The organism is Aeromonas sp. 600886, from assembly GCF_049174935.1.
In the GTDB taxonomy this organism is placed as follows: Bacteria; Pseudomonadota; Gammaproteobacteria; order Enterobacterales; family Aeromonadaceae; genus Aeromonas; species Aeromonas veronii_A.
The window spans coordinates 1-12,416 of sequence record NZ_JAAKUB010000042.1 but is presented as its reverse complement, the minus strand read 5'-3'; the positions used below and the strand labels follow the sequence as shown (position 1 = coordinate 12,416).

Genomic DNA, 12,416 nt, shown 5'->3' with positions numbered 1-12,416 from the left:
AACGACTGTGGCGTTATCGCATAACCCAGAGCATGAGTCGTCGTGGAAACTGCTGGGATAACGCCCCGATGGAGCGATTGTTCAGAAGCCTGAAGTCAGAGTGGCTCCCGGCTATGGGATACATGAGCGTGCGGGAGGCAAAGCGGGATATCAGTTATTACCTGATGGATGACTACAACTGGCGGCGTCCACATCACCACAATAATGGGATACCGCCAGCAAAAGCCGAAGATCGGCCTAACCAGGTGTCCGGATTTAGTTGACCACTACAAAGGTCTTCTTGTCGAGATTGACCGCCATTAACTCACTGATGCACAGCCCCGTAGATATACCGAGTTGGATGAGTGACACCTCCAGCAAATGGGTGTTTTTCAGGGCGAGAAATGCCTTAATTTCGTATTGATAAAATGGATCGGGTTCGTCCACCTCAAATTTACATTTTTTAATTCCATCCATTGGACTGGTATGAATAACACCATCGCTGACAGCTCGGGAAAAGACTTACCTTAATATATCCAAATATTGGTTGATGGTATTTCCTTTATATTTTTTGGTGCAAAATTTCACTACGATAAGTTCAATGTCACTCGCACGATATGACGTCAGCGGTTTATCACCAATCCATTTTATCAACTGTTCTGCTTTACGCTTCGAAATGTCATAGGTTGTCTGCGCATACTGGTATTTTTTAATTTCCAGGTGCTGACGAATGGCTGCCGCCAGTGAATGCTCATCAACAATGACTGAACGCACAGTGTTGTATTTAGTTTTTTGTTTTTGAACGGTCCTTTTATTGGTTTGTTTGTTCATAATTACCCTCATTACAGTTATAAACACTCCTTCAATTACAAAAACAGCAATAGCAAAATGTGATGCTCACGCATCGATACCGAGAGGGTAATAGTGCACCTAAAAACAGCGATATAAATTACTCTGTGACGCTATAAACAGATAAGTTTCACCTCAAAATCCTGTTAATTTGTCAAATGCCAAATATACATTAGCGATAGCTGATGTCATTTAATCGATATAATCAAATGTTCCCGTCAGACTTTTACTCAACATTGCATCAAGCAAATACCATGTGTTATTCACTTCACCCGAATTTGGGTAATAACAACCAGTTCAGCGTATCGAAGATAGCTGTGATATTGGTGGTATTTTTTAAATCTGAAGGGGTGATAACCCTTGTTTGAACGAGATAAACGTGTCGGTGTGTTCTACGCCATATTCATTTCGTTTCGATCCTTCGTGTTTACTGTCGTTGTTATGTCTTTGTTAGCAGCTTTATCAGCATACTACAACGATTGAGGCCCACCTGCCAATGCGAATAAACCACAAATGAAAAGAAATGCCAACATGTTTTTATTGGATTTTTTAAATATTTTCCAGTGCGCTTAAAATCATTATAAATCATGAAGATAGGGCACCATTCGCCCCATTAAACCGCCGAGAAATGCTCTCATATTGGTTTTTTCATGGGGGGTAGACAGCCCTGTTACCCAAAAAATATGCGTCATCTTTACGGTGATTTTCCCCCTGACAGCAGGTGGTGGGGTATCAGGTCGGTAGGAAGGGATTGGATTTTCTCATTCAGCAGCCTAATGTTCACACGTTTGCCATAGCGGCCAAACGTCAGGCCGTTTTTACTGTGTCCCGCAAGTTCGGCCACGAAATGCTCAGCGACATCCGCCTGCTGTAACTCATCGATGAAGCTATGCCGCAGCCCGTAAAGCGTGGGACGGCCCTGACCTACGATGCCAGCGTCATTGAGGTGGCGTTGGAAGCGACAGGTGATGTTATGCGCCCAGTCGTCGTCTTTGCCTGATGGTTTGTCGTCGAACAAAAATACCTGCCCCTGACCGCGACGGCTCTCCACATAGTCCAGGAATTGATGTCCGATCAACGCACTATGTAGCGGCACGGTACGGTACGCATTGGCACTCTTGAGCTGCTGATCCACCTCTCCCGCATCAACCATCAGACACCAAATCCCCTCGACCTGTTTGACGTTCAGAGTTTTGAGCTGACAGGCCTCAGAGGGACGCAGCCCTGCGTACAGGTACAAGAGCGGTACCCACCAGTCTTGCATTTTCAATTTTTTGCCTTTCTGGGATTGTTTGCTGCGCAGGCTGGCAAACAGTTGGGCCAGTTGAGGGCGATACCAGCGCACTCGCTCCTCATCCGCCCGTTTGTTTGGTTTTTTACCTGCCGTCAACCCATCGAAAGGGTTACGACTGCAATAGTCCAGTGCCACGCACCAACGGAAGAACTGTTTCAGGGCGGCGAGGTAATCCCCTTTGGTTTTGAAACTGAGGTTGGTCTTGCGCAGCAAGATGTTGCGATACTCCTGTGCTAGCGCGGGCGTCACCTCATCAATTTTGACGCCTTTGGCCCAGGTGACGAAGGCGTTGATCCGAAGTTGGAGCTGGCCCATCGACTTGTGCTGGATCCCCTCACTGGCTTTAGTCTCGATGAATCTCGCCAGTACATGACTAAGCGTGATCCCACTGCTGGGGCAAGCTGAGGCATCAACAGAAGGTTCACGAGGTGTGGAAGGTGTTTGAGGAGGGATGAACCCCGCAGCTTTGAACGCGTCTAGATCGGTGCGGATCCAGCGATAGAAACTGCGAGGGGAAGTATCAGCAGGGGTAGCCGCGATAAGTGCGCGAGTACGAGCTGCCACAGCCAGGTTTCGGTCTACAGCGAGCTGCCTATCTTTGGTGCAAAGGGAAGTGCGGATAGCGAAGGGCAAGCCACGGTCACGTAATGCCTTAGGCAGTGGGAGACGAGTGTAGTAGGTGCCGGAGGCATTTTTACTCAGATACATGATTGTTCCACCCAGTTGATCCAGGAAAAAATCACGTAAGTCTAGAAATTAAAAAACCCGTTGAAATTCAACGGGTTATATTTGGCGGTGAGGGAGGGATTCGAACCCTCGATACGTTGCCGTATACACACTTTCCAGGCGTGCTCCTTCAGCCACTCGGACACCTCACCAAATTTTTGCTCACTGTTTTATGTGCTTGAGCTGCACATTCGCTGGCGGACCATGCCGCGGCGACGGGGCGTAATGTAAGGGATACGATGGCTTTTGGTCAATGCAATTTTTTACTTTTTGCGTTCGTTTGCTCAATATCCGAACCAAGTGACCAAAAATATGCCGTTTCGTATCCCTTTCAATCAATTTACTGCCGCTTCGTGCAAATGTTCACCTTTGAGCGCCTCTTCCAGCGAGCCGTAGAATTCCAGCTTGCCGGGCTGCGGCCGCACCTTGGCACGGGCCAGGGTCTTGAGCGGTTGGAACTGCAACTCGGCCACCCGCAACTCGACCCCGGCTTTGGCCATCTGCTTGCCAAAGTGGAGGAAGGCAGACAGGCCGCCCGCATCGAGGATGGAAACCGCCTCCATCTGCAACACCAGCACCTGGTGCCCTTTCACTTGCGCTTCCAGCTCGGCAAAGACCCGTTCGGCCGCGGCAAAGAAGAGCGGGCCGTTGATCTTGTAGAGCAGGCCGTTGTCCGGCACCTCGTGGGCATAGCGCTTGTGCTCGGCCAAATCGTGCAGTTTGGTCATCTTGGCGATTTCACGCATAAAGAGCAGGGAGGCCAGGATCACCCCGAAGGTGATGGCGATGACCATGTCGAAAATGACGGTGAGTGACAGGCAGACCAGCAGCACCAGCACATCGGATTTGGGAGCGCGACGGATCAGCTCCACCACCTTGTGCGCTTCACTCATGTTCCAGGCCACGATGAGCAGCAAGGCAGCCATGGCCGAGAGCGGCAACCAGGAGAGCCAGGGGGCCAGCACCAGAATGGCGGCCAGCACCACCAGCGCATGGACGATCCCCGAGATGGGGGACGTAGCACCGGCACGCACGTTGGCGGCAGAGCGAGCGATAGCGGCGGTAGCGGTAATGCCGCCAAAGAAGGGGGCGAAGATATTGCCAAGCCCCTGCCCCACCAGCTCGGCGTTGGAGCTGTGTTTGCGACCGGTCATGCCATCGAGCACCACAGCGCAGAGCAGCGACTCGATCGCCCCCAGCATCGCCATGGAGAAGGCGGCAGGCAGCAGCCGCTCAACAGCCGCCAGGTTCCATTCAACTGGCAAGCCATCAGGTCCGGGCAAGGCCCAGGGCATCACCAGGGTCGGCGCGATGGGCGGGATCCCCATCCCCTGGGTGCCATCGGCCAGGGTATAGCTGAACTTGCTGCCGATGGTGGCCACATCCACCCCAAAGTAATGGAGGCCAAAACCCAGACCTACCCCGACCAGCACCGCGGGCAAGTGGCCGGGCACAGGCAGACGCAGGCGTGGCCAGAGCAGCAGCACGGCCAGTGTTGCGACCCCCACCAGGGTATCGCCCCACTGCCAGCTTGGCAGGGCAGCGGCCAGCGCTTCGACCTTGCCCAGATAGGTTTCCGGCATCTCGGGCACGCTCAGGCCGAAGAAGTCCTTGATCTGCAAGGTGGCGATCACGATGGCGATACCACCGGTAAAGCCCAGCGTCACTGACGGGGGAATGTACTCGATAAGGCGGCCAAGACGGGCCATCCCCATCGCCACCAGAAAGAGGCCTGAGATGAGCGTCGCCATCAACAGACCGCCAACCCCGAACTGCTGGGCGACCGGATAGAGGATCACCACAAAGGCAGCGGTCGGGCCGGAGATGGAGTAGCGGGAGCCACCGGTCACGGCGATCACGATTCCGGCAATGATGGCGGTATAGAGACCGTGTTGCGGTGGCACACCGCTGGCGATGGCCAGTGCCATGGCGAGCGGGATGGCGATGATGCCCACCGTCACACCGGCGATAAGATCACGGCCGAAGCGGGCCATGCTGTAGGGTTCATCAATACAGGACTGGCGTAAGGCTATGGCGAGCTTCACGCTATTTAAAGAGGCTTGCTTGTGCATGTATATCGTAATACCAGAAGAGGGAGATAAAGGCCGGAGAGATCCGGCGCCCGATCATCATCAAGGGCCGGCAGGGCTGTCGACGCGGCGATGGTATCCTGCGTAACCTTACTCCAGACGGGTCATTTTTTCGATGGGCAGGATCAATGAAAAGCACTCTGCCCCATGATTTGGCCCATTTACCGCCAAATCGCCGATCTTGACTCCAGCTCTCCCCCTTTTAGCCACAAAGATTACCATTTGAGCCTCACCTGGTTACCAGCACGTTCGCGACATCATGCTGTCATCATCAGGTTGATGCGAACCGAACCAATGCCCCCTGCGCCGGTTGGGGGGAGCGATGGCAAGGGACTGATTGTGCTGAAAATAAACCGCAAAGCGCAACTTTTGGGCAAACAATCCGAAAATCCGGTTTTCGAGAAATTCGCGGGTTGACACCCGCCGCCCTGGTCATTAATATTCGCCCCGTCTTAACGAGACAGGCAATTCCTCCTTAGTTCAGTCGGTAGAACGGCGGACTGTTAATCCGTATGTCACTGGTTCAAGTCCAGTAGGAGGAGCCAATTCCCTCGTAGTTCAGTCGGTAGAACGGCGGACTGTTAATCCGTATGTCACAGGTTCAAGTCCTGTCGAGGGAGCCAAATTCTAAAGCCCAGCCTTTTGGCTGGGCTTTTTCGTATCTGCCTCAGAAGAGTCTAGAGAAGCCTAGATTACTCATCCCCACACTGGGGGCTGTCACGTCCACAAACAGGTCAATACCACGCCACAACCGAGCATGCTCACGGACTGCCTGCTGATAGGCCCAGGTTGCGATGGCGGTAGAACGCTCTGCATCGACGCTCACCAAGGGAGCCAGCTCGCCCGTGAGGTACACCCCGTGGGTCAGGATATTCTGCTCATACCAGGCATCCCTGTGCTCGGGAGCGGCGAGAAAATCCCGTTTGCTCCGGTTACAGTTGGCGTGTGCCAGTACGAAGTTGTGGCCCAAATCGATTGGATAACGACGCCAGGGGATGAAATGGTCTACCTCACCACTCCCGTGTATCGCCTTGTTACAGTAAAAACAGGTTCCCCCCTGCAAGTCCCTCAATACCTCTCCTACTCGCCCCAGCGCCTGACGGCTTGAACCAAATAGAAAATTCTCCAACCCCACACTGGGGCCAATCAGTGGCTGATTACCCTTGATGTCGCAGATAAGCTGTAACCAATGCTGTCGGGAGAGGGAGACCACCAGATCGTAAAAGCGGTGGAGACAGTAGAGAATGCCGGGGTTCAGGCAGATATGATCCGCGCCCCTTTGATGAGGATAGAGGTGACACTCCTCTCGCCCACCCAGGATCTGCAGACGCCACAAGGGCCCCTCAACAAGGATCCGCCGAACTCGGGCAAGAAGAGGACGCCAGGCGTCGTGACGACGCAGTGCAGTCACCGAGCGGACACCCTCTTCACGCAGCCGCGACAACTCCGTCAGCATGATGGCCTGACGACCGCTGCTCTGTTTGAGCAAGGTGGCCGTTTCTCCCGTCGCCGAGTAGGGCAGACTGTGCTGCCAATAGAGCTCCACAAACTTGGTGGCCAGTTCGTCCAGCGTAATAGTGCGCGCCGCCATCAGCTCATGGGTCTCGGTACTGCGCTCAATTGCAATATCTGCAATCCCGTGAAGCAAGGCGCACTTGTAAGTGGCAACAAAGTCGCCTTCGGTAAAGATGCGTTGCAGATAGGCAATAAAAGCGAGTTGTTGCTCAGAGGAGGCGTGCATGCTCGCTCCCAAGGATCAGACTCTGCCAACTCAACCCGGTACGCGCCAAGGCATCCCCCTGTGGTTCTGACACATGGAGCAGTGTCATCCCCTCCGCCAATGCAAGCCGCTCCACTTCATCGACAGCTACCGGATACATGGCTCGCTCCCGCATCTCCAGCTCCGACACAGTCAGGCGAAGACTCAGTACCAGATAGCCGTCTGGTGAGAGCAGCTCATGAAGACGTGCCAGAGCCAAGGGTCGAGACTCCGGGGGTAGATGCATCCAGACAGCACTGAGCAAAATCAGATCAAAAGTACCGGTCACGCGAGAGAGAGAGCAGGCATAGCGTCATTGACCCACGCCACCGCTGCCTCACGGGTATGACATTGCCCCTGCGCAGCAAGTGCCTGACAGGGCTCGGCAGCGACCACAGTGTTGCCCTGATGGAGCTCGGCTAAAAACGCAGCATCCCGACCACTGCCAGCCCCCACATCAAGCACCCTGCGCGGTGCAGCCAAAAGCCAAGGCTCCAGCAGAGTGAGCCCGTCGCCGTGAACGGCGCGCGCAGATACCTGTTGGTAACGAGTCGCCAATTCGGTGGCATGGCACTGGTAGTAGTCGAGGGACACAATGCGTTCCAAACGGAAAAGGAAGTAAAATAATCTCACAAGATCAGTTAGTTGGCCATGGCCAGAACGACACTTTCCCAACATGAACGATTAATCGGGCAGCGGCATTTACAAAACCGGGTGTCCGCCAAAAGAAGCGCGGCCAGAGGGCTCTGAATGATGCCACTATTCAACATTTCGGGTAATATTCGGCCAACTCACTGATCTCTTGGCACTTATTATCGCCATGAGAGGTCAACGCCAGATGGAGATGGCTATTAATGAACTCGACTGATGTCGTGACCCTGTTTGGGGATGACAAGATTCTTTCCTTTGACCTTGAACTGACCCGGGACGAAAAACTCCGTCATCTGGGGGCGCGCCTGGCTGGTCGTGAACTCAATCTCAAGGGCCCGCAGGATCTCGCACTCAAGGAGTTAAATGCGCTGGCACAAGGGGCGGATGTGATCCTTGGTCACAATATTCTCGATTTTGATCTTCCCTGGTTGGCCAAACAGGCTGTACGCCCTCAGTTACTTCTCGAAAAGCCGGTAATAGATACCCTCTATCTATCTCCCCTTGCCTTTCCCAAAAACCCCTATCACCGCTTGGTCAAGGATTACAAACTGGTCCGGGACACCCTCAATGATCCGGTCGCGGATGCAAGGCTCGCCTTGCAGATCTTCTCGGAACAGTTGACGGCTCTGCAAACCTTACCCCAGCCCCAATTGCAGCTTTATCAATATCTGTTCGACCAGGGAGTCATGGCGCAATTTAACACTCAGGGTCTGTCACTGGTGTTTGCCAGACTGACAGGCCGCCCGCCAGTGCGGGTCTCGGAGCTACCCACTCTCATCAAGAGCATTGCCCATGAGAAAGCGTGCCCCAATCAGCTCAACCGAGTGATTGGTGATGCCCTGCGTCAACCCATGCTGTTGTTACCATTGGCTTATGCCTGCGCCTGGTTGCCCGTGTCTGGCGGGAACTCCGTGTTGCCCCCCTGGATTTGGCGCCGCTTCCCCCAGACTGCAGAGATCATTCACACAGTTCGTGAACGTCACTGCGGTCATGCCGACTGCAGCTATTGTCAGGAGAACCACGACGCACGCCGCCATCTGCAGCGAATCTTCGAGCTCGACAACTTTCGCAACCTGCCTGATGGGACACCATTGCAGAAGACCTTGATCGAGGAAGCCATGGCTGGCGTCGCACTGCTCGGCATACTCCCAACCAGCGGTGGCAAGTCGCTCTGCTACCAGCTCCCGGCACTGGTGCGTAACCAGCGAAGCGGTGCTCTCACGGTCGTGATATCCCCCCTGCAGACACTGATGAAAGATCAAGTGGACAACCTTAAACACAAGGCCGGTATTGAAGGGTTTGCGGCTATCTCGGAGCTGCTGACGCTACCAGAGCGAGGCGCGATTCTTGAACAGATCCGCATGGGGGATATCGCCTTGCTCTATATCTCACCCGAGCAGTTGCGCAACCGCACAGTCAAACAAGCAATACGACAACGTCAAATCGGTGGCTGGGTATTTGACGAAGCGCACTGCCTGTCGAAATGGGGACATGATTTTCGCCCTGACTATCTCTACTGCGCCAAGGCCATCGCCACAATTGCCAAGGAACAGCAGGTCCCCATGCCTCCTGTCTTCTGCTATACCGCGACCGCCAAACCGGATGTGATTGAGGATATTTGCGCCCAGTTTCTCGACAAACAGCCCCGACCTCTTCTCAGACTGGAAGGAGGGGTTGAACGTACCAACCTCGAATATGCCGTCGTTGAGTGCCCCGGTCTCAATAAACAGGGCCATATCCTTAACCTGCTCGAGCAGTTCTTCGGTGAGGAAAAGCCCGGTTCCTGCGTTATCTACTGCGCAACCAAGCGCAGCGTGGACGAGCTGGCCGATTTCCTCGGTCAGCAACAATCCCTCCCTGTCTCACGCTTTTACGCCCGCATGGACAGTGCCCAGAAGAAAACCACCCTCGAACAATTTATCAATGGCGAGATCCGGGTCATCTGCGCGACCAATGCCTTCGGGATGGGGATCGACAAGGATGATGTGCGTTTGGTGATCCATGCCGATATCCCCGGCTCCCTCGAAAACTATCTACAGGAAGCGGGACGAGCTGGCCGCGATACAGCACAAGCCCACTGCGTATTGCTCTTTGATGAACAAGATATCGAGAAACAGTTTCAGCTCGAGGCCATGAGTGAAGTCAGCCTGCGCGATATCAAACAGATTCTGCGCGGAATAAGGCTCAGGGCCAGCAAAGGAGGCAAGCAGGATAACAACTCGCCACTGGTCGCCACCAGTGCAGAACTTATCAACCAGCCAGAGGTGGAAACCAGCTTCGCTGCCGATGACAGCAATGCGGATACCAAGGTCAAGACAGCTATTGCCTGGCTCGAACGAGCGGGCTATCTGGAGCGTAGCGACAACATCACTCAGGTTTTTCAGGGGCGCCCTCTGTTTGCTTCCACCGAGGAGGCAATGAAAAGGGTAGATAGTCTGAAACTGGCTCCCAAGGCCAAAGCCATCTGGCAAGCGGTTATCCAGGCGCTGATGAGTGCTGCCGATGATGATGGTCTCAGTGCCGACGCCATTGCCGAAGAGGCAGGCCAATACATGGCAGACAAAGGAAGTGGTGTTCAGGCCAGTGAAGTGATGCGGGTACTCACCCAGATGGCGGATATCGGTCTTCTCTCTCAGGGGATGTTACTGACTACCTGGCTTCGCCCCAAAGGAAGAGACAATGCCAGGGTGCTCTGCGGACAAGTACACAGTATTGAAAAGGCGATGCTGGACACCTTGCGTGAACAAGAGCCCGAACCTGATATAGGGCAAGGGCTGATCTTTAACATTCGACTGGTCAATCAGGCCATCAAAGATCGGGGGCATGAACGGTGTAACCCTGGCTTGTTGCGCAATTTGCTGACCAGCTGGGCCCAGGATGGTCGCTCAGGGGGCGAGAAAGGTTCCATTGATGTCAAATATCTCTCTCGGGAGCTCTATCAACTCACCTTCAACCGAACTTGGTTCCAGATTGAGCAGACAATTGATCAACGCCATCGCGTCACTGGCGCCACCCTCGATTTTCTCTACACCCTGTTGGCAAGCAGCGAAGAGAGTGTCCAGCGCCAGGTAATGCTGTCGTTTGCCCTGGAACAACTGGTCAAATACCTGCGAGAAGACATGGATGTGGCTCAGCTAATGAACAAGCGCGAGGCAAGCAGCCAGCAGGAGTGGCTGCTCAAAGGGGCCGAGCGGGCACTGCTCTACCTGCATGAGCAACACGCCATCGTGCTGCAAAATGGCCTTGCCGTGTTCCGAAGCGCCATGACCCTCACTCTGACCGCTGAGCGGCAGCAACAATACAACAAGGCAGACTATCAGCCGCTTGAGCATCACTATCGCCAGAAGGTGATTCAGATCCATGTGATGAATGAATACGCCCGCATCAGCCTGGAACACTTCAAGAAAGCCAAAAAGCTGGTGACAGACTACTTCTCCATGGAAGCTGACAAGTTCCTCGGTCACTACTTCAAAGGGCGCAACAAAATCCTGGAGCTGGCGACCAGCGAACACTCCTGGAAGCGCATCGTCGAAGATCTTCACAACCGTTCCCAGGAACAGATCGTCCAGGCACCGCCCGAGCAAAACTTGCTGGTACTGGCAGGGCCGGGGTCAGGCAAGAGCAAGGTGATTATTCACCGCTGCGCCTATCTGATGCGGGTCAAGCAGATCTCCCCATCGCGGATCATGTTGCTCTGTTACAACCATAATGCGGCGATGTCCCTGCGCCGACGCCTGGCCGAACTGCTCGGGCGCGATGGAGCAAGGGTCTCGGTATTCACCTTTCACGGTCTCGCCATGAGTTTGACGGGCAATGCGGTGCAAAATCGGACATCAGACGATATCGACTTTACCACCATCATTGATGACGCAATCAAGCTGCTCCGGGGAGAGCAGAACCAGCTCGGTCTCGAATTGGAAGAGCAGCGAGAACGACTGCTGGGAGGACTGCAATTCCTGCTCGTCGACGAGTATCAGGACATTGATGAATAACAGTACCAGCTTATCGCGGCACTGGTGGGCAAAAGCGAAGAGGATGAGGAGGCCCGACTGCATCTGATGGCTGTGGGTGATGATGACCAATCGATCTACGCCTTTCGCGACGCGAACGTCAGCTTTATTCGCCGCTTTGAGCAAGACTACAACGCCCAGACTCACTTCCTGACCTGGAACTATCGTTCCACCGCCCACATCATCGAGACCTCCAACCGCCTGATTGAGCACAATCAGGATCGCATGAAGCGTACACATCCCATCGAGATCGACGACAGGCGCAAGATGGAAGTGGCAGGGGGGCACTGGGAGGGGATGGAGACAGCACAGGGTCGCGTCATCATCCAGCAGTGCCAGGATGCCGCCCAACAGGCAGCCGAGGTCGTGAGACATATCGCGCTTATCCGTGAGAAGACTCCCACTTGCCCGCTGGAATCTATCGCCGTGCTGGCCCGTAATGGGCTGGAGAAGGAGGAACTGGCCTGGGTTCGCTCGGCGCTGGCAGATGCCGATATTCCCTGTCGTTTTACTCTGGATAAAGAGAACGGTTTTCCTGTGCATCGCTGCCGTGAAATCTTGCGCTATCAGAATTGGCTACAACAGCAAGGTCATGCCCTGCTGACAGCGGAGCAACTTGCAGCCCCTCTCCCTCCACTCTCACTGGCCAACCGTTGGGAGGAGCTACTGCACGATCTGATTGCTCAATGGCAAGCCAGCCAGGGAGAGCACGCTCTTTCTGCCCACCACTTCCTGATGTTCCTCTACGAGTATTTGAGCGAGCAAAAGCGCCAGATCCGCTTCGGTAAAGGGGTATTGTTAAGTACGGTACATGGGGTTAAGGGGGAGGAGTATCGCCATGTGATACTTCTCGACGGCGGCTGGCAACGCGCGGCGGAGCTATCGACCAGTAATCTGGAAGAAGAGCGGCGCCTCTTCTATGTGGGGATGACACGTGCTATCGAAAGGCTGGTTCTCATGGCTCGCCACGATCAACGTAATCCCCATATTCCACTGATCGCCTCCCACTGCTACGTGCAGAGACCTAACGCAACGCAACCCGACCGGACAGACTACGC

General features: G+C 54.3%; 10 protein-coding genes and 3 tRNA genes. 5 read left to right on the top strand and 8 right to left on the bottom strand.

Translation table 11 applies throughout. From position 1 onward, the window contains the following. Positions 1-263, top strand: a 263-nt coding sequence (locus G5179_RS20510; protein ID WP_421259013.1) for an integrase core domain-containing protein, incomplete at its 5' end; no start/stop codon positions are given. Here G5179_RS20510 and G5179_RS20505 read toward each other — a convergent pair. The 5 genes from G5179_RS20505 to dauA form a co-directional block, all read right to left on the bottom strand. Beyond that, positions 256-426: a hypothetical protein gene (locus G5179_RS20505; RefSeq protein ID WP_421259012.1), complete on the bottom strand. Its 171-nt coding sequence runs from the start codon at positions 424-426 to the stop codon at positions 256-258. The two genes, G5179_RS20510 and G5179_RS20505, sit on opposite strands and share 8 nt — an antisense overlap. Before the next feature lie 75 nt (positions 427-501). Further along, positions 502-810: a hypothetical protein gene (locus G5179_RS20500; RefSeq protein WP_421259011.1), complete on the bottom strand. Its 309-nt coding sequence runs from the start codon at positions 808-810 to the stop codon at positions 502-504. Between the two features lie 712 nt (positions 811-1,522). Then, a complete protein-coding gene (locus tag G5179_RS20495) occupies positions 1,523-2,830 on the bottom strand; it encodes a tyrosine-type recombinase/integrase (RefSeq protein ID WP_421259010.1) in 1,308 nt (435 codons plus the stop codon). A gap of 82 nt (positions 2,831-2,912) precedes the next feature. Then, positions 2,913-3,000, bottom strand: a tRNA-Ser gene (locus G5179_RS20490). Between the two features lie 183 nt (positions 3,001-3,183). After that, positions 3,184-4,920: a C4-dicarboxylic acid transporter DauA gene (dauA, locus tag G5179_RS20485; RefSeq protein ID WP_069528347.1), complete on the bottom strand. Its 1,737-nt coding sequence runs from the start codon at positions 4,918-4,920 to the stop codon at positions 3,184-3,186. A 487-nt stretch (positions 4,921-5,407) separates the two neighbouring features. On the opposite strand from dauA, the gene G5179_RS20480 reads away from it, so the two are divergent. Together G5179_RS20480 and G5179_RS20475 are read left to right on the top strand one after the other, a co-directional pair. After that, positions 5,408-5,483, top strand: a tRNA-Asn gene (locus G5179_RS20480). A 2-nt stretch (positions 5,484-5,485) separates the two neighbouring features. Then, positions 5,486-5,561: transfer RNA gene (locus G5179_RS20475), tRNA-Asn, on the top strand. A 44-nt stretch (positions 5,562-5,605) separates the two neighbouring features. Here the strand turns inward: G5179_RS20475 and G5179_RS20470 are convergent. From G5179_RS20470 to G5179_RS20460, 3 genes are read right to left on the bottom strand one after another with little or no spacing between them, the layout of a single operon-like run. Further along, entirely contained in the window at positions 5,606-6,679 is a 1,074-nt protein-coding gene (locus tag G5179_RS20470) for an HNH endonuclease (protein WP_421259009.1), read from the bottom strand. Then, a complete protein-coding gene (locus G5179_RS20465; protein WP_421259008.1) occupies positions 6,663-6,944 on the bottom strand; it encodes a hypothetical protein in 282 nt (93 codons plus the stop codon). The genes G5179_RS20470 and G5179_RS20465 overlap by 17 nt, the downstream gene beginning before the upstream one ends. A 38-nt stretch (positions 6,945-6,982) precedes the next feature. Continuing rightward, a complete protein-coding gene (locus tag G5179_RS20460) occupies positions 6,983-7,291 on the bottom strand; it encodes a hypothetical protein (RefSeq protein WP_421259007.1) in 309 nt (102 codons plus the stop codon). A gap of 260 nt (positions 7,292-7,551) precedes the next feature. Here G5179_RS20460 and G5179_RS20455 point away from each other — a divergent pair, with 260 nt between their 5' ends. Together G5179_RS20455 and G5179_RS20450 are read left to right on the top strand one after the other, a co-directional pair. After that, positions 7,552-11,340 carry a RecQ family ATP-dependent DNA helicase gene (locus tag G5179_RS20455; RefSeq protein ID WP_421259006.1) on the top strand — a complete coding sequence of 1,263 codons (3,789 nt, stop codon included), beginning with the start codon at positions 7,552-7,554 and terminating at the stop codon, positions 11,338-11,340. 24 nt (positions 11,341-11,364) lie between these two features. Further along, positions 11,365-12,416 (top strand): 3'-5' exonuclease (locus G5179_RS20450; RefSeq protein WP_421259005.1); only part of this gene is annotated, 1,052 nt, incomplete at its 3' end.